General features: G+C 61.1%; 15 protein-coding genes and 1 tRNA gene. 10 read left to right on the forward strand and 6 right to left on the reverse strand.

Going from position 1 to position 21,610, the window contains the following annotated elements; all coding sequences use genetic code 11:
- Positions 1 to 15 precede the first annotated feature (15 nt).
- From C8D82_RS12590 to C8D82_RS12600, 3 genes are all read right to left on the reverse strand, one after another.
- Complete coding sequence (locus C8D82_RS12590; protein WP_116884644.1) at positions 16 to 1,536, reverse strand: glycogen synthase; 1,521 nt, start codon at positions 1,534 to 1,536, stop codon at positions 16 to 18.
- A gap of 96 nt (positions 1,537 to 1,632) precedes the next feature.
- Positions 1,633 to 4,182: an alpha-glucan family phosphorylase gene (gene glgP, locus C8D82_RS12595; protein WP_116884645.1), complete on the reverse strand. Its 2,550-nt coding sequence runs from the start codon at positions 4,180 to 4,182 to the stop codon at positions 1,633 to 1,635.
- Between the two features lie 184 nt (positions 4,183 to 4,366).
- Positions 4,367 to 4,669 carry a glycogen-binding domain-containing protein gene (locus C8D82_RS12600; protein ID WP_116884646.1) on the reverse strand — a complete coding sequence of 101 codons (303 nt, stop codon included), beginning with the start codon at positions 4,667 to 4,669 and terminating at the stop codon, positions 4,367 to 4,369.
- A gap of 1,223 nt (positions 4,670 to 5,892) precedes the next feature.
- On the opposite strand from C8D82_RS12600, the gene C8D82_RS12605 reads away from it, so the two are divergent.
- The 3 genes from C8D82_RS12605 (at position 5,893) to rbr (ending at position 9,143) form a co-directional block, all read left to right on the forward strand.
- Entirely contained in the window at positions 5,893 to 6,579 is a 687-nt protein-coding gene (locus C8D82_RS12605; RefSeq protein WP_116884647.1) for a response regulator, read from the forward strand.
- A 5-nt stretch (positions 6,580 to 6,584) separates the two neighbouring features.
- The gene (locus C8D82_RS12610) at positions 6,585 to 8,360 is read left to right on the forward strand and encodes a sensor histidine kinase (RefSeq protein ID WP_165833056.1); all 1,776 of its coding nucleotides are present in this window, start codon (positions 6,585 to 6,587) and stop codon (positions 8,358 to 8,360) included.
- A 246-nt stretch (positions 8,361 to 8,606) separates the two neighbouring features.
- Positions 8,607 to 9,143: a rubrerythrin gene (rbr, locus tag C8D82_RS12615; RefSeq protein WP_116884649.1), complete on the forward strand. Its 537-nt coding sequence runs from the start codon at positions 8,607 to 8,609 to the stop codon at positions 9,141 to 9,143.
- 63 nt (positions 9,144 to 9,206) lie between these two features.
- Here rbr and C8D82_RS12620 read toward each other — a convergent pair whose 3' ends face one another.
- Together C8D82_RS12620 and typA are read right to left on the reverse strand one after the other, a co-directional pair.
- A complete protein-coding gene (locus tag C8D82_RS12620; protein WP_116884650.1) occupies positions 9,207 to 10,511 on the reverse strand; it encodes an alkaline phosphatase in 1,305 nt (434 codons plus the stop codon).
- 23 nt (positions 10,512 to 10,534) lie between these two features.
- The gene (typA, locus tag C8D82_RS12625) at positions 10,535 to 12,355 is read right to left on the reverse strand and encodes a translational GTPase TypA (protein WP_116884651.1); all 1,821 of its coding nucleotides are present in this window, start codon (positions 12,353 to 12,355) and stop codon (positions 10,535 to 10,537) included.
- A gap of 179 nt (positions 12,356 to 12,534) precedes the next feature.
- Here typA and C8D82_RS12630 point away from each other — a divergent pair, with 179 nt between their 5' ends.
- From C8D82_RS12630 to C8D82_RS12650, 5 genes are all read left to right on the forward strand, one after another.
- Entirely contained in the window at positions 12,535 to 13,830 is a 1,296-nt protein-coding gene (locus C8D82_RS12630; RefSeq protein ID WP_165833057.1) for a class II aldolase/adducin family protein, read from the forward strand.
- Positions 13,831 to 14,023: 193 nt separating this feature from the next.
- Positions 14,024 to 15,844 (forward strand): S1 family peptidase, encoded by a 1,821-nt coding sequence (locus C8D82_RS12635; protein WP_116884653.1) that lies wholly within the window; start codon positions 14,024 to 14,026, stop codon positions 15,842 to 15,844.
- 137 nt (positions 15,845 to 15,981) lie between these two features.
- Positions 15,982 to 17,001, forward strand: coding sequence for a mevalonate kinase family protein (locus C8D82_RS12640; protein WP_116884654.1), 1,020 nt, complete (start codon positions 15,982 to 15,984; stop codon positions 16,999 to 17,001).
- Positions 16,998 to 17,921 carry a UTP--glucose-1-phosphate uridylyltransferase GalU gene (galU, locus tag C8D82_RS12645; RefSeq protein WP_116884655.1) on the forward strand — a complete coding sequence of 308 codons (924 nt, stop codon included), beginning with the start codon at positions 16,998 to 17,000 and terminating at the stop codon, positions 17,919 to 17,921. Before C8D82_RS12640 ends, galU begins: the two co-directional genes overlap by 4 nt.
- A gap of 5 nt (positions 17,922 to 17,926) precedes the next feature.
- Complete coding sequence (locus C8D82_RS12650; protein ID WP_165833058.1) at positions 17,927 to 19,516, forward strand: DEAD/DEAH box helicase; 1,590 nt, start codon at positions 17,927 to 17,929, stop codon at positions 19,514 to 19,516.
- Between the two features lie 86 nt (positions 19,517 to 19,602).
- Here C8D82_RS12650 and C8D82_RS12655 read toward each other — a convergent pair.
- A tRNA-Gly gene (locus tag C8D82_RS12655) sits at positions 19,603 to 19,676 on the reverse strand.
- 76 nt (positions 19,677 to 19,752) lie between these two features.
- On the opposite strand from C8D82_RS12655, the gene C8D82_RS12660 reads away from it, so the two are divergent.
- The gene (locus C8D82_RS12660) at positions 19,753 to 20,244 is read left to right on the forward strand and encodes a hypothetical protein (protein WP_116884657.1); all 492 of its coding nucleotides are present in this window, start codon (positions 19,753 to 19,755) and stop codon (positions 20,242 to 20,244) included.
- On the forward strand, positions 20,244 to 21,548 hold the full coding sequence (locus C8D82_RS21235) for a GNAT family N-acetyltransferase (protein WP_165833059.1): 1,305 nt from the start codon (positions 20,244 to 20,246) through the stop codon (positions 21,546 to 21,548). The genes C8D82_RS12660 and C8D82_RS21235 overlap by 1 nt, the downstream gene beginning before the upstream one ends.
- Positions 21,549 to 21,610 lie beyond the last annotated feature (62 nt).

The following is a 21,610-nucleotide window of genomic DNA, read 5'->3' on the forward strand; positions in this document are numbered from 1 at the left end:
ACCCCCTTCAGCGGTTCAATGCTGCACCAATGGGCGCGACAGCATGGTTTCGTAGATTTTGATGTAGGCCTGCGCGGTCACGTCGTGATTGAAACGCTGTTTCGCTTCGCGCATCACGCGGGAAATCTCCTTTTCCTTCACGTTTTCCGGCTGGCGGAAGAAGCGCATCGCCTCATCCATGCCCCACATCAGCCCGCCGTCGTCGTAGTTCTCGAAGCGGAAGCCGTTGCCCGTATGGTCAATCAGATTCAGGTGCTCGACGGTGTCATGCAGCCCGCCGGTGTCGTGGACGACCGGAAGACTGCCGTAATACTGGCTGGTCATCTGAGGCAGGCCGCAGGGCTCGAACAGCGACGGCATCAGGATGAAGTCCGACGCCGCGAACGCCAGGTGCGACAGCCCCTCGTCAAAGTCGCACACCGTGACCCGTTCGTAGAAATCATGGAACGCGACGATGTCGCGGAACACTTTCTGAAAGCTGCCGTTTGCGACGATCGCGATCTGAAGCCCCGCATCCCAGTACTTATGCACGACATTGTACATGATGTCCGACAGCAGCGAGCACCCCTTCTGAACCGGGTCCAGCCGGCTCGGCCAGAAGAACAGCGGCGCATTCTGGTCGACCTTGAGCCCGGTGCGCGCCTGAAACGCGATCTTGTTGACCTGCTTGGCATGGACATGGGTGTCGGCGTTGTATTTGATTTCCAGATACTGGTCGATCTCGGGATTGCAGTCCTCGTCGGGGGAGTTCAGGATGCCGGTCGCGCAGCCGGAATGGTACTTGTTGGCCATTTCCTGCCGGATGTTGGCGGGCACGAACGAATGCTGCCCGTCCACCACTTCACGCAGGAAGGTCGGGCTGACCGTGTTGATGAAGTGCGCGGCGAAAATACCGCTGGCGAGCTGGTCCACCAGGTTGGTCGAACGGCTCTCCTCGTAGTTGTACGGGGGCCGTTCGAAGTAAAGGTTCTGCCAGAATGGAGCCGCGTCGATGCCGCGGTCCTCGATCGCGTCGAGCGTCGCCTTCTGGGTATGGATGTTGTGCACCGTAAACAGGCACGGAATCCCCATCCGGCGCGCGGCGGCGGGGATCAGTCCGGTCATCCAGTCGTTGCAGTGGATCAGATCCGGCTCCACCACCGGAATGATGTTGTTGATCACTTCGCGCTGGAAGGCCATCGCCTGCCGGAAGCTGTCGTCGGAATAGTTGCTGTACACCGCGTCGCGGTAGTAGAAAATTCGGTCCTCGGCCAGATGAATCCGGCTGTTGTGCAGATGGTTCATGTAGACTCGCAGCTCATCGCTGATCAGCTTGCCCACGTCGATATGGAACATGCGCCGGTAGTGAGGCAGCGCGACATGCACGTCGGCTCCCTGCCGGAACAGCGCACCGACCAGACTGGCGGAAACGTCCGCCAGTCCGCCCGCCTTGGCGCGCATGATATTCCCCATATTGCCCATGCCTTCCGGCAGGTAGGTGATTTCGGGGGTCACCACCAGAATCCTGGGTTTCGATCTTCCTGTCTTTTTGCGCATTGGTACGCCTCACTGGTAAATGGCGCCGGAACTCCTCTTCCGGCAAATCGTATTGCGGGGCGCCGGACTTTGAAATCCGGCGCCCCCCCTGTCACATCAGCGCGGCCAGCACATGAAGCCGGGGACGCTGTTGTCCCACTCGGTGCCGCCGGTCTTGATCCGGGCGGTCAGCCCGAAGCGGCCGGAGAAGGTGCATTCGATCTCGCAGCCGTACACGTAGTTGCCGTCGCCGAGGTCCTGTTTCATCGCCATCGGAACCGCGATGCTGGTCTGGATCTCATTGTGCGCGTTGACCGTGCCGTAATAGGCGTCGACCTCGACCTCCTCCGGTTTCAGCCCGGCCAGATGGACGCGGGTGGTCACCTGGAAGGTGTCGCCGACATGCACGTCCGAAAGCGGCCGGTCGACCGTCGGCTGCTCGATATGGAGCAGATTGCCGTCGAAGTTCTTGACATACTCCTCCTTCTGGCGGACCAGACCCTTCGCGTATTCCGCGTTGTCCGCGGTCAGCTTCGCATAGGCTTCGGTCGCCGGAGCGTAGAACATGCGCTGGTAGTCCTCGACCATCCGGATGCTGGAGAACAGCCCGAGGCCGGTCGTGATCGAAGCCTTCATCCGCTTGATCCAGCGGGTCGGCAGTTCGCCGCCGCTGCGCTCGTAGAAGCACGGAATGATGTCATTCTCCAACAGGTTGAACAGCTCCTGGCATTCGTAGTTGTCGCGGTCCTCGTCCTCGGTGTAGTAGTCGTTGCCCTCGATCGCCCAGCCGTTTTCGCCGTTGTAGGCTTCCGCCCACCAGCCGTCGAGGATGCTGCAGTTGATCACTCCGTTCACCGCAGCTTTCATGCCGGAGGTGCCGCTCGCCTCCTGCGGGCGGCGCGGGGTGTTGAGCCACACGTCGACGCCCTGCACCAGCGAACGGGCCATGCCGATGTCGTAGTTCTCGAGGAAGAGCAGCCGGTCCTGCACGTTTTCGCGCTGCGCGAACTGGATCAGCTCCTGGATCAGCCGCTTGCCGCCGTCGTCGGCGGGATGGGCCTTGCCGGCGAAGATGAACTGCACCGGATGATTCTTGTCCTTCAGCAGGGCGATCAGCCGCTGCGGATTGCGCAGCAGCAGCGTGCCGCGCTTGTAGGTCGCGAAGCGGCGGGCGAAACCGATGGTCAGGATGCCCGGGTCGAGCACGCTCTTGCGCTTGGTGACCACCTCCGGCGCGGCGCCGTCGGTCATGTAACGGAAGTTATTCTGCATCAGGCGGCGGGCGCGGCGCACCAGCGACTGGCGGCACAGCTCGTGAGCCATCCACAGTTCTTCGTCCGGCAACTCCCGGATGCCTTCTTTCAGCGCGTCCATTTTCGGGTTCGCGGCCCATTTCGGAGTCAGGTACTGCTCATAGAGGTCCCAGATCCGGTGCGAAACCCACGACGCGATATGCACGCCGTTGGTGATATGCCTGATCGGAATTTCCGCGACCGAGCGTTGCGGCCACAGGTGCTTCCACATTTCGCGGGCGACTTCGCCGTGCAGTTTGCTGACGCCGTTGCTGTAGTTGGCCAGCCGCAGCCCGAAGACCGTCATCGACATCTCGGAAGCGTGGTCGCGGTCGTAGATCGGAATGCCCCAGCGGATCACGCGGTCCACGTCGAGGCGGGCCTCCGCCGCGAAAGTGTTCAGATAAGGACGCACCAGATTGATGTCGAAGACCTCGTTGCCCGCCGGCACCGGCGTATGGGTGGTGAAAACATTGGAACGCCATACGATTTCGAGCGCCACATCCGGTTCGTAGCCCGCGTCGTTGACCAGATGCGCGATGCGCGCCAGCGACAGGAAGCCGGCGTGCCCCTCGTTCATGTGGCAGACCGCCGGTTCGTATCCCATCGCGACCAGCGCCTTGAAGCCGCCGATTCCGAGCAGCAGCTCCTGGTGCAGCCGCATGCGCTTGTCGCCGCCGTAGAGCCGCCAGGTCACTTCGCGCAGGTCGGGCGGATTCTGGGGCAGCTCGGTGTCGAGCAACACCAGCGGGACGTTGCCGACCCACAGCACCCAGACCGCCGCGAAAAGCTCGCGGTCGATCAGGCGGATGCTGATGGTCACCGGCTTGCCGGAGGGATCGCAGCCGCGCACCACAGGCAGATTGTGGATTTCCGAAACCGGATAGTGTTCGATCTGCCAGCCGTTGCGGTCCAGCACCTGCCGGAAATATCCCTGCCGGTACAGCAACCCCACCGCCACCATCGGCAGCTTGAGGTCGGAGGCGGCTTTCAGGTGGTCGCCGGCCAGCACGCCGAGGCCGCCGGAAAAGATCCGGATGCTTTCATGGATGCCGAATTCCAGCGAGAAATAGGCCACCTTGCGCGCCGCGAGGTCGTCCTTCGCCGGAATCTGGCGCTCAAACTCCGCCTGTACGGCGTGGAGCTGCCGGATGTAAGTCGGATCGTGCGCCAGCTCCTCCAGGCGGGACTGCGGCACTTCGCGCAGGAAACGCTTGGCGTTGCCGGAAAGTTCGCGCCACAGGTTCGGATTGATGCGCATCAGCACCTCGATCGCCAGAGGATGCCAGCACCACCAGATGTTGTTGGAGAGTTCTTCGAGAAATTTGAGTTCTTTCGGCACGCGCGGCGCCACATTGTACAGCTGCAGTTCCATAGTTGTTCTGATCCTTCGCCGGAGCGAAAACACAGCGGACAACGCCGGAAAGAAACCGCAGAATACGCCGATGGCGCAGCCGACGTTTCCCAACCGGGCGTCCGGAGATTTTCAAACACCGTATGTTTCCCGGGGAATCCGGTCTTTTGCGGGACGGCGGAATTGCCGCCCCGTCAAAACATGGTTATTTACTCTCGACCACCAGCACGCTGTTCAGCGTACCGAGATCGTTCGGAGCGAAATTGGGATTGTTCGAATCAAGCTTCCACTCGCCGTCCACCACGAACTTGTATTCGTAGGTGCCCGGCTCAAGCATCATCCGGCAGGAGTAGACGCCATTGCCCTCCTTGTCGAGCAGCGGACGGTCGGGCGTCCAGTCATTGAAGGTGCCGGCGACGGCGACCTGTTTGCCGGGAGCGTCCTCCACGGTGAAGGTAATGCTGCGGCGCGGGGTGCGGGTAACTTTGGCCATGCTCTTTTTCAACATAATTTTCCTCCAGATTCCTTAATTCAGGTTCCTTTTTTTGATCGCGCGGCCCCTCTTCCCGGGCCGTTTGTCCCAACTGCCGGAATCCTTCCGGCATTATCCCAATCCGGCTGCCGTGTCTTTATCACGAAATCCGTATTGCGCACAGCAGTCAAATTGCTGAAAATCAAGACAGAGCGATGAATAGAAACGCCTCATTCCCGCGATGCGATTCCAATCCTGTACGCTTGTCTCCTCATTCCCCTTTCAATACAATATATAATATAATCCGTAAATTTCAACTTGTCAAATTTACTGCCGTCATTAAACTGTTAGCTTTCAATGAAAAAGTTACTGTGCGTCTCACGTCGGCCCGGCTTGGGCCGCGGCCGGATTGACAAAGTCACATTGTCGAGCGCAATTCATTATGGATAAATCAGTTAATTCGTATGGGCGACACCATGTCCGATATCGGGAATGGGCAGGAGAAAATCATGGGACCGCACTCCAAATCGCGCGTGAGTTTTATATTCGGCTTTGCATTGCATCAAGAACAGGCCAGCTGCCCGGAGGGTAACAATTTTTGAGCACAATAACAGGCCAGCTGCCCGGAGGGTAGTGAGCACCGGGCCTCCGGCCTGCGGATGGCTCCGAGGGACGTCGCGCACGTCCCCCGGACCCCCTCGCCGGCGGCGGAGGCCAATTCGGTTGCGGAGCACTTCCGCTCGCGGGCGCGGCTTCGCCGCTTACTTGTCCGCCTGCGGCGGCCAACCCCTTCAACGCCCGCGTTGCGGGCTACGCCAGGGGGGGCTTCGCTCACTACGTTCGGCTTCGTCGCTATCGTTCCTCGTTACTTGCTAAAGGCAAGTAATTCCCTCACATTCGTTCGCGGCGCTGACCGCGCTTATTGTGCGCCGCGTAAGCGGTTATGGAGACCAACCAATGTTCGCATGTGCCAAGCGCCGCGCGCCCCCCGTAGGGGCATTGGCGTGCGCACCCGGCAGCGGCACCTTGCCGCCGCGGCGCTTGCCGCGCTTATTGTGCGCCGTGTAAAAGGCGGCACGGCCTTATTATATACTGCCTGAAAGGCAATGTGGCCTTACTCATAGTCTTGGCGGCCGACCGATGCTTTGCATGTGCCCGCCGCCCCGGCAGCAGTGCCCTGCCGCTGTCGGGCGGCTTGATTTTGGCGTGAATCCGATGTAAATTATGCGGAACAGCTACGGAGGGAAAGAGCGGTGCGTATGAATCCACAGATACTGATGATCGAGGACGATGCCTCCATCCGCGACATGACGAAAATGAACCTGAATATGAACGGGTTCCAGCAGGTGTACTGCGCTTCGGACGGCGAAGAGGGGCTGGCGATGGCCGCGCAGCTGGTGCCGGACCTGATTCTGCTTGACGTGATGCTGCCGGGGATCGATGGCCTGACGGTCTGCCGGAATCTGAAGAACAATCCGGCTCTGGCGGATATTCCGGTGATCATGCTGACGGCGAAAGGCGAAGAGAACGATGTGGTGCTCGGGCTGGAAATCGGCGCCGACGACTACATCACCAAGCCGTACAGCAGCAAGGTGCTGGCGGCGCGGATCGCGGTCCAGCTGCGGAAAAAGCGCAACGGGACGAAGGGAGGCCGGACGATTGTGCTCGGGGCTCTTTCCATCGACCTGGTCACGCACAGCGTGTCGCTGGACGGCAGGCCGCTGACGCTGACGGCGGATGAGTTCAAGACGCTGGCGCTGCTGGCGGCCAATCCGGGACGGGTGTTCACCCGGAACCAGATCATCCGGGAGGTCAAGGGGGACAATTACCCGGTGACCGCGCGCGCGATTGACATGCACATGGTCAATCTGCGCCGGAAACTCGGAGAGTGGGCGGATCACATCGAAACGGTGCGGGGCGTCGGTTACCGGGCGGCCGGAGAATGAAGCTGATGGCGCGCAAGGATACGGTGCTGCTGTTCGTTCCCGCCATCATCGGGGTGATCATCATTTTTTCGATTTTCCTGCTGGACATCCAGCTTGCGAATTTCAAGAAAGCCTACTTTCAGGAGATCGCGGAGGAGACGCGGCACAACAACGCCTTTCTGGTGCGCGCGTTCCGGGAGCTGCTGGAGACGAAGCAGCTCGACAAGATGCGCCGGATGCTCAGCGGCAACCACGGCCCGAATCCGATGATCGTGAAGATCATCGCCCGCGGCAAGGGGGCGATCATGGAGAGCGAGGGAGTGCCGGGTTACCTTTCCGAGCACATCCGCGAACCGGAAATCAAGAACATCTTCAAGGGAAACCGCGACGAGGACGTGGTGGTCAAATTCGACCGCACGCTGAATTCCTTCATGGTCTACCATTCGGTCCGGTTCCGGATCGGGGAGCAGGACTATGTGCTGGTGATGGCCTCGAAATGCAACAGCATGACGCTGCTGATGCGGCAGACGCGGCGGGGAATCCTGATCCTGACCGCATTGGGAGTGCTGTCGACGCTGGCGCTGGTGACCTATTTCTGCTACTGGATCCGTTCGCCCCTGAACCGTCTGTTCGCAAGCATGTCGAAAATCGCGGCGGGTGAACTGGAATATCCCGTGTATGTCCCCCGGAGCGGCCTGATCCGGGAGATCGCGCTCTGTTTGCAGACCTTGACCGAACAGTTGAAAAAGCAGATCGTGTCGCTGCGGGACGACGCCAACGAACGCAAGGCGATCCTGAACTCCCTGACCGAAGCGGTGCTGCTGGTCGATGCCGCGGGAAAGATCGGACAGTGGAACCGGACCGCGTGCGAACTGTTCTTTCCCGGAACGAACCCGGAATGCGCCGCCCTTCCCGACTGTCCGGAGGAGTTGCGCGAGTGCATCCGTAAAACCGGCGAACACGGCGCATATTCCGGGGAACTGATCCTCCGGCGCGGCGACCGGGAGTACCAACTGCTGGTCAACGCGGTTTCGTTTGTGCGGGATGAACAGCGTTTTTTCCTGATTTCGGCGACCGACCTCTCCGAGATCCGCAAGCTGGAGGCGTACCGCCGCGAGTTCATCGCGGCGATCTCCCACGAAATGAAAACGCCGCTGACCGGAATCGTCGGCGCGGTCGATGCGATCAACAGCGGGGCGCTCGACCACGAAGAGTACAAAGTGCGTTGCATTGACACCCTGACGAAGCAGTCGGAGCGGCTGCATACGCTGCTTGTGAACTTTCTGACCCTGACTTCGCTGGAAAACACGCGCGGCAGGGCCGAAGATGATTTCCTGCCGGTCCGGCCGCTCGCAGTGGTGCGCAGCGCGATTGAAGTCTGCCGCCCGGTGGCGGAGGCGGCGGGGATTACGGTCGAAGCGGGGCCGTGCGTCTCCGCGGAGTTTCCGGGGGATGCGCTGCTGCTCCAGCAGGCGTTGAACAACCTGATCGCCAATGCGGTGCTGCACAGCGGCACGGAGCGGATCGAGGTTTCCGCCTCCGCCACGGAGGATGGCAGGATCGATTTCTGCGTGCGGGATTACGGCTGCGGCATTCCGGCGGAACATCAGGATCGGATCTTCAAGCGTTTCTACCGCGTTCCCTCCGGCAGCAGGAAGCAGCCGGGAAGCGGAATCGGGCTGGCAATCGTGAAACATGTCGCGCTGTACCATCATGGTACGGTTTTCGTGCGCTCCGTACCGGGACAGGGTGCCGAGTTCCATATCGTGCTTCCGGCCGGAAATCCCGGTTTGCCGGGCTGAAATCATGTAGCGGGCAGGTTTCCCGGAATGGGATTCCATGTCGGAACCATGAAAATCAGGCTGCCGGCACGCTGGAACCCTAGCGCTTTTCCCGCAAACCTGCTGTTTTCTTTTCGCCTCCCGATATTTTTTGATAATTATTATCAATTTTAACTTGACATTCTCCTTCCTGAGGTTATTTTAAACGATGTCAACCCGAGATGCCGTATCAAACGGTAAACAACCAAAATCACAGGAGAATTGAAAATGGCAGACCTCAAGAACAGCAAGACTGCAGCCAACCTCGCTTATGCGTTCGCCGGAGAATCTCAGGCCCGCAACAAATACACCTACTTTGCCTCCGTCGCCCGCAAGGAAGGGTATGAGCAGATCGCCGCGATCTTCGAGCAGACCGCGAACAACGAGAAGGAGCACGCGAAACTGTGGTTCAAGGAACTCGGCCTGCTCGGCGACACCGCCGCCAACCTCGTCGCGGCGGCCGCCGGCGAACATGAGGAGTGGACCGATATGTACAAGCGTTTCTCGGAAGAAGCTGCCGCCGAAGGTTTCGAGGCCCTCTCCCGCAACTTCGCCCGCGTCGCCGAGATCGAAAAGCGCCACGAAGAGCGCTACAAGAAGCTGCTCGCGAACATCCAGAGCGGCGAAGTCTTCGTCCGCAAGGATGAAAAGCGCTGGGAATGCCGCAACTGCGGTCACATCTTCGTCGGCGAAAAAGCTCCGGAAATCTGCCCGGTCTGCAAGCATCCGAAGGCCTACTTCGAAATCACCGCTGAAAACTTCTGAGTTTCAGCAAACACGCGCTCGCAAACTCCTGTCCGAACCGGGCAGGAGTTTTTTATTGGAGAATTATTCCGGGCGGGCGGTGAGCCCGAGGACGGCGGCCAGTTTGCGGTGCAGCTCTTCGGCGTTGTACTCTCCGGCGAAGGCTTCGGAACCGGTCCCGATCGCCAGCACCGGCGTCAGGGAGATCGTCGCAGCGCGGGTCAGCCACTCCACACCGGCGTGGCGGTCGCGCAGGTTCAGCACCCGGTCCAGCCACGAACGGAAATCGCGCGGGGCCGGTTTGGCCAGGATCACATCGTAGGCCCGCTCCAGCTCGCGCAGCTCCTCCGCGCCGGGAGCGAAAAGGTCGCCGGCTCCGGCCAGTTCCAACGCCTGCCGGAAAGTCATCGCGGAAGTGTTCAGCTTCGCCAGCATCGACGCCCGGGTCGTTCCGACCGGAAAGTCCGTGCCGATCTCCCGGCCGAGCTGGAGATCACCGACATCGTAGAGCGAAACGGCCACCACCAGCGTATCCTCCGGGTGCTCCTTATAGAAAGCGACCGCCTCTCCCAGCACCCGGTCGAACATCCACAGCTCCCGGATCAGCGCGGCGGTATCGTTCGTCGCCGCCGCCAGCCGGATTTTCGAACAATCCACGACCAGAAACATTCCCCGCGCATCCTGCGGCCAGGACAAAGCCCGCGCCATGTAGTCCAGCAGGCCGGATTCATTGGAGTCCTTCGGCCGGTCCGCGGCAAACAGACGGCTCTCCAGCAGAGAATGGGTTGCAAACAGCCGACGGTCCGGCGCGGCCTCCCGCACCTGCTTTCGGTTCTTGGCCAACGCGTAGCCGAGCTTCGCCATCGGCGCGTCCAACGGGTCCAGCGCCGGAGCCTGCGGCCGGTTCAGCGTACCGGCCAGCAGGTCGAAGTCGCAAAGCGGCAGCCAGTCGGCCAGTTTGTCCGGCTCCGGCAATTGGGATTCGTGGGCGAAAAACACGCCGCCGGTCCAGTCGTTCAGGGCGCCGTCGGTCACGAAACCGGTCCGGCGTCCCTGCAGCTTCGCCTGCGTCAGCAAAGAATCAAGCACTTCGTCCGAAACGGTCATGCCGAGCATCCGGTCCTGTCCGGTTCCGGTGGCCAGCGCATTCTTCGCGGCAAGGACCGGACGTTCAAAATCGCCGGGCAGCGGAAGCAGCGTGCCGGAAACCGGCATCGCCGCCGAATTGGACATGCCGGCATTCCGGAATCCCGCCTGGCGCGCCAGCTCCAGCTGCGCCTGATTCACCCCGTCGGTCAGGATCAGGATCACATTGCGCACGGAAGCATGGAGCGCCCCCGCCGGCAACAGCAGAAAAACCAGTACGAGTCCCGCGATGATCCGCCGCATGTTCCCGTTCTCCCGGCAGTGAATTACTGTTCTTCCAGCTCGGAGGCGAGGCGGCCGCGCTGACGGCGGCGCTCCAGCTCCGTCAGGAAGAATTTGCGCAGGCGGATGTTCAGCGGCGTCACTTCCACGAGTTCATCGTCCTCGATGTATTCGAGCGCCTGCTCCAGCGACATCTTGCGCGCCGGCGCGATCTTCATATTGCGGTCGCTGCCCGCCGCGCGCATATTGGTCAGCTGCTTCGCGCGCTGCACGTTGACGACCAGGTCGCCTTCCTTGCAGTGCTCGCCGACGATCATGCCCTCATAGCAGTCCACGCCCGGCTCGATGAAAAACTCGCCGCGCTGCTGCAGGCCGTCGATCGCAAACGGAATCGACTTGCCGTTGCCCATGCTGACCATCGTGCCGTTGGTGCGCGACGGAATCGCCCCCTTGAAGGGTTCGTAGTGGTCGAACAAATGCGACACGATCGCCTCGCCCTGGCTGGCGGTCAGCGCCTTGCTGCGCAGACCGATCAGGCCGCGAGTGGGAATGTAAAACTCCAGAAGCTGCCGCTGGCCGCGCGACTCCATCTGGATCAGTTCGCCGCGGCGCATGCCGACCATCTCGATGATCCGCCCCGCGAAATCGGCGGGCACGTCGACGCTGAGCCGTTCAATCGGCTCGTTCTTCACGCCGTCGATCTCCTTGCAGATCACCTGCGGCTTGGCGACCGCGAATTCGTAACCTTCGCGGCGCATCGTCTCAATCAGGATCGCGAGATGCAGCACGCCGCGGCCGGAGACCTTGAAGGCTTCGCCGTTCACGTCTTCGACCCGCAGCGCCACGTCGCGCTCGACCTCCTTGAAAAGGCGCTCGCGGAGCTGGCGGCTGCCGACGTACTTGCCTTCCCGCCCGAAAAACGGCGAGTCGTTGATCCGGAACAGCATCGAAATGGTCGGCTCGTCGATCGCGATCACAGGCATAGCCTCCGGCTGCTCCGCGTCGCAGATGGTGTCGGAGATGTCGATGTCGGAGATGCCGACGATCGCGCAGAGGTCGCCGCACTCGACCACGCTGGTCTCCTTGCGGCCGATCCCCTCGAAGGTGAAAAGCTGCTTGACCTGCGCCGGTTCGGTCCGTCCGTCGCGCTTCACGATCACCAGCGGCTTGCGGGTGTCGAGCGTGCCGCGGTAGACGCGGCCGATGCCGATCCGACCCACGAAGTTGGAATAGTCGAGCGTCGCGACCTGACACTGCACCGGGCCGTCGACTTTCGGCGGAGCCGGAACAAATTCGATGATCGCATCCAGCAGCGGATAGATCGATTCGCGCGGATCGTCCAATTCCCGCACCGCCCAGCCGTCGCGGCCGGAGGCATAGAGCACCGGGAAGTCGAGCTGCTCGTCGGAGGCGTTCAATTCACAGAAGAGGTCGAACACCTTGTCGTGCACCGCGTCGGGCCGCGCGTCGGGCTTGTCGATCTTGTTGATCACCACCACCGGACGCAAATTGAGCTGCAGCGCCTTGTCCAGCACGAAGCGGGTCTGCGGCATCGGCCCTTCCGCCGAATCGACCAGCAGGATCACGCCGTCGGCCAGCTTCAGCACCCGTTCGACCTGCCCGCCGAAGTCGCTGTGTCCGGGGGTGTCGATCACGTTGATCTTGGTATTTTTATAGTTGATGCTGATATTCTTCGACAGAATGGTGATGCCGCGTTCGCGTTCGAGGTCGTTGTTGTCGAGAAAGCACTCCTGCACCACCTCGTTGTCGCGGAAGACCTTGGCCTGATGCAGGATCTGGTCCACAAGGGTGGTTTTGCCGTGGTCGACGTGCGCGATGATCGCGATGTTTCTGATTTCACTCATGATGTTCTTGCTTGTTCCGATGGGTTATAATGACAAATCTTATTAATATAGCACCGCGCACGGCTCATTGCAACAGGCCGAATCATGATTTCCGCACTTGCCAAACACCGGACGGGGGTGTATAGTAAGCAATGGAATCAGGTGTAACCTATATCATCAATTTTCTACAGGGAACAGCTATGACGAAAAACAAGTTCATCCATCCCAGCGACCAGATCGTCGCGTTCATGAAGCGCATCTACGATTACGGGATGACCACCACCAGCGGCGGCAACCTCTCGATCATGGACAGCGACGGGAATATGTGGATCAGCCCCAGCGGCGTCGACAAAGGCACGCTGCGCCGCGAGGATATCATGTGCGTGAAGCCCGACGGCGCTATCGTCGGCCCCCACCGCCCGTCGGTCGAATACCCGTTCCACCGCGCCGTCTACAAGCTCCGTCCGGACGTGAAGGCGGTGCTGCACGCCCATCCCCCGGCGCTGGTCAGCTTCAGCGTCGCCGGCGTGACGCCGGACACCAGCGCGACCAGCACCTCCGCCGGAGTCTGCGGCAGCGTCGGTTTCGCGGGCTATGACGTTCCCGGCAGCGACGGCCTCGGCGAACTGGTCAGCGCCGAATTCGCCAAGGGGCACAATACCACGCTGCTGCGCAACCACGGCGCGTGCGTGGTGGGCAGGACGATGGACGAGGCGTTCCGCCGCATCGAAACGCTCGACTTCTGCGCCCGGATGCTCGCCCACGCGGTGACCCTCGGCAAGCCGCAGTCGATTCCGGCGGATCAATTGGCCGACCTCTTCACCGACCGCAACAAGGAGTTTTCGGAGTTCACCCCGGAGTGCCCGAGCAGCGACGAACTCGAACAGCGCCGCAAAATGGCGCAAATGGCGCGCCGCTCCTACGACCAGTTCCTGTTCACCAGCGCCGACGGCACCATCGCGGTCCGGCTCGGCCCGGATTCCTTCCTGGTCACCCCGGCGGGCGCCGACCGCGCCACCCTCGAACCGGCCGACATGGTGCTGGTCAAGGGCACGCGATATGAAGCCGGCAAGGCGCTGACCCCGACCGCGTGGTTCATCAAGGCGCTCTTCGACGCGCAGCCGGAGCTGAATGCGATGATCATTGCGAATCCGCCCTGCCTCGCGGCCTACGGCATCGCGAATGCCAAGTTCGATCCCCGGGTGATTCCCGAGAGCTACATCATGCTGCGCGAAATGCCGGAATTTCCGTTCACGGCGACCACGCAGGACACCGCGAACCTGCTCAAGACCCTGTCGCCGCGCTATCCGATCGTGCGCATCCGCCAGCAGGCGGTGATTTCGACCGGCAAGAGCGTGCTCGAAGCTTTCGACCGCCTCGAAGTGGCCGAATACAGCGCCAAGGCGACGCTGATGGCCGGTCCGCTCGGCGGCATGACGCCGATGAACGAGCAGGAAGTGGCCGACGTGGTCAAGGCGTTCAAGCTCCTGCCGTAATGATCCGTTTTCCGATTCGGCAACTCTCCGGAACACGTTCCAGGAGAGTTGCCGTTTTTTACAGAGGGAAGAATATTGCACGGATAAACCACCGGAGCAATTTGATTTTCAATTAAAAATATTATATATTATCCCGGTATGCGACCGGGTTTATTTTTTCGGAACACACAATTCATTAAAACGGGGGAAAATCATGTCCGGAATCCTGCTTCTGCTGCTCGCGTTTTCCATCGGGGGTTCGCTCTGCGCCGGCACACCGCCGGAAAACGGCGGCGATTCGCTGTTCAGCCAGCTCACCCGCGGCGAAACGAACCCCGGCCGGCACGCGGCCAGGCGAAACGGCAATATGCTGATTATCCGCACGGATAAGGGCGCCGGCTCCGGCTTTATCGTCAACAAATGGAACCGCCCGGTCATCGTATCCAACGCTCACGTCTATCTGACCGGACGCAATCCGAGGGTTTTTGACGTCAACGACCGCGAATACGAAATCAAAGAGGTGATCGCCTCCAAAAGCCGCGATCTGGTTTTTCTGGTATTCGAGCCGTTCCCCGGCGAGACGGCGAAGCCGCTGGAAGTGGAGGAAGATGTCAGCGCCCTTGAGCCGGACACCCGGCTTACCGCTTACGGCAACAGCCTTGCCGGCAACGTCATCCGTCGCAGCGACGGGGTACTGCAGGCAGTCGGACCGCAGACCATTGAAACCACAGTGCCCTTCGTGACCGGCAACAGCGGCGGACCGCTGGTCACCACCGACGGCGGCAAGGTCGTGGGAGTCGCCACTTATATGATCCGGATCAGGGACGACTGGACCAAACAGGGATCAGGCTTCGAACAGAAAAAATGGTGGAAGCCGGTAGTCCGCCGTTTCGCGACCCGGATCGACAATATCGACGTCTCCGATCTTGAACAGATCGACATGCGGAAAATCGCAGAATGCGACCTGACCATGTGCGAACGGGCGCAGGAAGTGACGCGGCAACTGAAGGAAGCGAACAATTCTCAGGACTTCGCGGCAATCCTGTTCGGCAATCTTTCCCTGATCGCGGAAGGCAGGAGTTTTGCCTGGAACAGCTCTTATCTGAAAAAACAGTTCGCCGAAGACACGGAACTGTTCACCGCAATTACCGAACGGCTGGAACTTGGCGACCTGCTGGAACTGCTTGACCCGCTGGCCCTGCTCTACCAGAATGCGTCGGAAGTCACCTACGCCCGGATTCAGCCGGCCAAAACAAAATGTTTCTTCTGTTCCGGCTACGGTCAGATCACCAAACACGTTCCCCGTCCCGGCTACGATCCGAACAGCGGCGAATCCAGCCTCATCACGAAAAAAATCCCCTGCGTCGTCTGCCAGCAGACCGGCAAGCGCGCCATTTCGCACCCCGGAACCATGATGCAGGCCCCGGAGGCAGTGATCCAGTCACTCGCGGACCGGGTTCAGCCTGTGCCGATCACGTTTCAGGGTTTCACGCTCGGCACAACCAACAAGGAGTTCTTTCAGTCCTATCCGTTCTACCGGAACACCCGGGCAATCCTGCTGCGCCGTCCCGTTCCGTTCGGCGAGGAGATCATTTACAGAGGCAACCACAAGGATCGCGACATAAAAGCGACCAGCCTGACTTTCATGTGCGGAAAACTTGTGGAAATACGCCTTTTCCTGAACCACGAAGGCGATGCCCCGGAAGAGCTGCTCAAGCAGTATATCTCCCTGCCGCTGCCGGACGGATATCCTCTGCAGGCCGGCGCCCGGTTCCTGAAAGACCCTCTCGATATTCCCTGCGACCGTTCCGGCAAGGCCGTGCTGGATATCAAACGCGTTTCGGAAGATTCGCGGCAGTCGTTTTTCCGTAATGAAAGTCCCGTCCCGAGACATGGCGCCTTCCTCCCTTCCCAGCCGCAACCCGACAGCTTTATGACCAATACCGTCATCTTGAGCTGCCGGCACAACCTGCCCCGGGCGATGCAGTTCCTCGACTACTCCCGGTTCCGGAGCATTCCGCAGCCCGGATGCTGACCGGGACCGCTTTTCCCGATGCCCGCCGCCCGGCAGTTCGTTTTTTCCGAATTGCCGGGCGGAGACGTTTGCAAAACACCGGCGGCAACGTTATATTACGTTGCATATTGTTGTAAAAGAGGAACTGTTTTCTTTCCATGATCATAAAAACCGTAGCTTATCCGCGCGCCGCGCTGATCGGAAATCCTTCCGACGGCTACAACGGCAAGACCATCGCATTCGTCTTTCGCAACTACTCCGCGGAGGTCCGGCTTTATGAAACGCCGGAGCTGGAACTGCTCCCGGCCAAACGCGACAACAACGTGTTCGCGGACCTCGACGCGCTGACCAGCGACGTCGAACTCTACGGTTATTACGGCGGCATCCGGCTGCTCAAGGCCGCCGTGAAGAAATTCAACGAGTATTGTCACCGCCACGGGCTCAAGCTCGAAAAAAAGAATTTCACGATGCGCTACAGCAGCACGATTCCGAACCGGCTCGGACTGGCGGGATCGTCGGCGATCATCACCGCCGCGATGCGCGCGATGTGCGAATTTTACCACATCCGCCTTGCTCCGGCGATCCTCGCGAATATCGTGCTGTCGACCGAACGCGACGAGCTGGGGATTCCGGCGGGGCTTCAGGACCGGGTGGCGCAGGCCTACAACATCCCGGTCTACATGGATTTCGACGCCTCCTACATGAATGAGCACGGCATCGGCCGTTACGAGGCGATCGAGATTCCCGACGGGCTGAACCTCTATGTGGCCTACCGGACCGACCTTGCCGAAGGCTCCGAGGTGCTGCACAGCCGCCTCCGCGAGGAGTACGAAGCGCGCGTGCCGCACGTGGTCGCCGCGATGCGGGAGTGGGCGGAGCTGACCGAACAGGTCCGCGCCTGCCTCGGTTCGCGGGAGTTCGACCGGATCCCGGCGCTGCTTGACCGCAATTTCGACCTGCGCTGCGAAGTCTGTGCCAATGCGGTCAGCGAAAAGAACCGCCGCATGGTCGAACTTGCCCGTTCGGTCGGTGCGTCCGCCAAATTCACCGGTTCCGGCGGCGCGATCATCGGCACCTATGAAGACGAGAAGATGTTCCGCCGTCTCGCCGACGTGCTGCGCAACGAGCGGATCGACGTGATCAAGCCGGAAATCGTCACTTCGGGAGAGATCCGATGAAGCCCGTGCGCAAAGCCGTATTGCCCGCCGCCGGATTCGGCACCCGGTTCCTGCCTTTCACCCGCGCGGTCCCCAAGGAGATGATCCCGCTGGTGGACAAGCCGGTGATCCAGTACGTGGTCGAAGAGGCCGCCGCCGCCGGAATCGAGGAGATCCTGATCATCACCAGCTCCGGTAAAAACGCGATTCAGGACCATTTCAACCCGGTTCCGGACCTGGAAGCGCGTCTCGCCGCCAACGGCAAACAGCAGTTGCTCGACGAACTGCGTGCGATCGATTCGCTGGCCGACATCCACTACATCTACCAGCAGCAGCTCAACGGGCTTGGCGACGCGGTACTGCGTGCAAAGTCCTTCGTCGGCGACGAGCCTTTTGCGGTGCTGCTGGCCGACACGGTGCTGTCGAGCACGACCGACCGGACCGTCACCGGGCAGCTGATCGACGCCTACGAGCGTTTCGGAGCACCGGTCACCGCGGTCGAACCGGTACCGATGGAACTGGTCGGCCGCTACGGAGTCATCCGGGCGGACGAGTTCGAACCGGGATTGTTCAAAGTGGAGGACTTCATCGAAAAGCCCTCCGTCGAAGAGGCGCCGAGCAATTACGCGGTCGCCTCCCGCTACCTCTTCACGCCGGATATTTTCGAGGCGCTGAAGGAGACTCCCCGCGGCAAGGGGAACGAAATCCAGCTGACCGATGCGATGCGCCGGCTGGTCGCAACGCGCGAGATGTACGCGCGCCGGATCGAAGGAAACCGTTACGATCTGGGCAACAAACTCGGTTTTCTGGAGGGCACGGTTGAATTCGGGCTGCGCCGTCCGGAGTTCCGCGAACGCTTCGCCGCCTTCCTGCGCGACAAGCTCAACCAACTGGAGGCGCAAAACCAATGCGGCGCCCCGCAAAACCACAGAAAAGAGTAGTTACCGTGTTCAGTTCATTGAAAAAAACATTGAAGGGCCTGCTCGGGCTCAAGGATCACACCGTCATCGTCACAATCGAGCCGAAGGAGAAATCCGCCGGCTCCTCCAGACGCTCCGAAAAGAGCGAGAAAAAAAGCAAAGCCAAGGAGCGCGAACGCGCCCCGCGCCGCGACAAGGCCCCCGCCGAGGGCAGGCCGGAACGCGAAGCCCGGCCAAAGCAGGAGCGCCCCCGCAAAAGCGAGCGCCGCGAACGCCCGCAGGAGTCCGCCCCCGCCGTCCCGGCCCCGAAGCCGGAACGCCCCGCCGCGCTGAAGGAGGTTCCGCCCGCCGAAGGCAAGACCCGTTTCCTCGACCTGCCGCTGCATGAAGACGTGCAGTTCGGCATCCAGCACGCCGGTTTCGAGTACTGCACCCCGATCCAGGCGCTGACGCTGCCCGCGCTGCTGGAAGGGCGCGACCTCGCCGGCAAGGCGCAGACCGGAACCGGCAAGACCGCCGCCTTTCTGCTGGCGGTATTCACCCGGCTGCTGAATCATCCGCTCGAAGAGCGCAAGCCCGGCTGCCCGCGCGCGCTGGTCCTGGCCCCCACCCGTGAGCTCGCGATGCAGATTCAGAAGGATGCCGAAGTGCTGGAAATCTTCACCGGCCTCACCAGCGTCGTGGTGTTCGGCGGCATGGACCATGAGAAGCAGCGCCGCAGCCTCGAACAGCCGGTCGACCTGGTGATCGGCACTCCGGGGCGGATCATCGACTATTCGCGCGGCGGCAGCCTGAAGCTCTCCAAAGTCGAGGTGCTGGTGATCGACGAGGCGGACCGGATGCTCGACATGGGCTTCATCCCGGATGTGAAGCGGATCGTGTCGCAACTGCCCAGAAAGGGCGAACGCCAGACGCTGCTCTTCTCCGCGACGCTCGAGGACCACATCCTGCGGCTCGCCTCCGGCTGGCTGGCGGAACCGGTGATCGTCGAAAGCGAACCGGAAAAGATGGTCAGCGAAAACATCGAGCAGACCTTCTACTCCGTGCTGCGCGACGAAAAGCTCGCGCTGCTGCTGTATATCCTGCGCACCGAACCCTACGACCGGGTGCTGATCTTCGGCAACCGCAAGGATGTGAACCTGCGGCTGCAGTACGATCTGGCGCGCTTCGGCTACGAAGTGCCGGTGCTCTCCGGCGACATTCCGCAGGAGAAGCGGATCAAGGTTCTGGAACGGTTCCGGGCGGGCACCGAGAAGATCGTGATCGCCACCGACGTCGCCGCGCGCGGCATCCACGTCGATGACGTGTCGCTGGTGATCAACTACGACCTGCCGGAGCGCGCCGAAGATTACGTGCACCGGATCGGCCGTACCGGCCGCGCCGGGCACAACGGCAAATCGATCAGCTTCCTGTGCGAATACGGCGCCTACTATCTGCCGGACATCGAAAAGCTGCTCGACGTGCAGTTCCACAGCACCCAGCCGACCGAAGATATGCTGAAAATGCCGGAGCCGGTTCCGGGCGCGAAACTGCCGAAGCGGGAAGCCGACCGGCATTCTTCGGGAAGCCGCGGCCGCGGCGACTCCCGCCGCCGTCCCCCCATGCGCCGCCGCTGATTTTCCATAAAGAAAAACCGGTTCCGCAAAGAACCGGTTAAGATCGGGATCATCGAAGATGAGTTTCGGAAAAAAGACAAAAAAAATGGAGCGGGTGACCGGAGTCGAACCGGCGTCGCCAGCTTGGGAAGCTGGAGCATAACCGTTTTGCTACACCCGCATCCAGAGGATGATATAGAATATAGCGCAAACCGGCCGGATTTCAAGCAGAAAAATCACAAACGGGAGTATAAATCATGAAAAATTCGATGTTTTGCGCCGCAATCGCGGCGGGAAGTCTGGTTCTGTCCGCCTGCACCGACACCAAATCCGTCCGCCGCGACTTTGAAAAACCGGACGCCAGCATCCGCGCCGTCGACCAGACTGAAGCCGTCGAATATCCGGAAGTCACCGGTTTCTACGTCCCGGAGCGGCTTCCGGCGGAAGACCTTGAAGTCCCCCAGCTTTACGCCGACCTGATCCTGACCATGAAAAATCCCAGGCTGCCCAGCAACAGCCGCGAGAAGTATGAAACCATCAAAAAACTGCTGAAAAAGGTGGATTATACCTTCACACGCGAAACCAAGACGCTGAACGAGCTTTTCTACTACGGCGACGCGATCATCGACTCGCCGGCGGCGGTCGACCGGACCATCACTTTCAATTACCAGTACAACAATCACTACGTGCGGCTGATCTTCTACACCTACGGAATTTTCGTGACCGGCGTGGAAATCATCGAAAAATAATGAACGACTCCGATCCTGCCTTCATGCGCCTCGCCCTCGACGAGGCGCGCAATGCCGCCGCAGCCGGAGAAGTTCCGGTCGGAGCGGTAGCCGTCCGGGACGGCCGGGTGCTGGCGACCGCCCGGAACCGGGTGGAAGAACGCCATTCCGCCGTCAGCCATGCCGAAATCGAACTGCTGCACGCCGTCGAAGCCGTCACCGGCGACTGGCGCATGGATGAAATCACTTTCTACATCACCAAGGAGCCCTGCCCGATGTGCGCGGGCGCGCTGGTCAACGCCCGCGCCGGGCGGATCGTTTTCGGACTGGCCGATCCCCGCATGGGCGGCTGCGGCTCCGCTCTCGACATCACCGGGCATCCCGGCGTACTCTGGCATCCGGAGGTGGAGGGAGGCGTGCTGGCCGAAGAGGCGCAGCGGATCATCCGGGAGTTCTTCCGCAACTCCCGCGAAGCCAAGAAGGTCCGCCCCGGCGATATCCGCAGGCAGAACTTCCAGAGCGCCGCCTATATCGAAAAATTCAACCCGCTGATGCTTGAAACCTTCGGCATGACCTTCGACCACTGGTTCAAGCTGCATGTGTGGGACCGGCGCTATGAGAGCTTCGCGATCTTCGACGGCGCCCGGATGCTCGCCCATGCCGGACTTTTCGCACTCACGCTGTCGGTCGAAGGCCGCCCGCTCCCGGCGATCCAGCTCAACGGGGTGGCGACCACCGCTTCCCACCGGGGCCGGGGCCTCTCCCGGCGGATCATCGGGCGAATCCTCGAAGAACACGCCGGCACGCCCGCTTTCCTGTTCGCCAACGATTCCGTGCTGGAGTTTTATCCCCGGTTCGGCTTCCGCCGGGCGGAGGATTTCCTGCCGGTCGCGGAGGAGCGGCTTCTCCCCTGCCCCGCCGCCCGCCGGATCACGCCGGACGAAGCGCGTCCGCTGCTGGAAAAACGCTGCCAGTTCTCCCGCGTCTTCGACGCTGCAGACGGGCTGCCGATCCACCTCTTCCATCTCTACGGCGAATGCCGCGACCACATCTGGCAGCTCTCCGGCGAAACCGCCGCCGTCGCGATTCAGGAAGGGAGCACGCTCCGGCTCCTCGATGTATTCGGCTCCCGTCCCACCGAATGGAGCGAAGTGCGCACCCGGCTCCCCTTCAGCGGAATCGAGCGCATCGAATTCGGATTCACGCCCGACTTCCTCAAAGTCGATTTCCACTGGGAGAGACGTCCTGAAAGCCGCAACCTTTTCCTGCGCGGTGATTTCGGGCTGCCGGAACAATTCTGTTTCCCGGCACTGCTGGAAACCTGATACGATTTTCGTTTCAGAAGCAGGGGCCCGTCACCTATCCCGGATTTCAGGAGTCGGAACAG

Source organism: Victivallis vadensis (assembly GCF_003096415.1).
Taxonomy (GTDB): Bacteria; Verrucomicrobiota; Lentisphaeria; order Victivallales; family Victivallaceae; genus Victivallis; species Victivallis vadensis.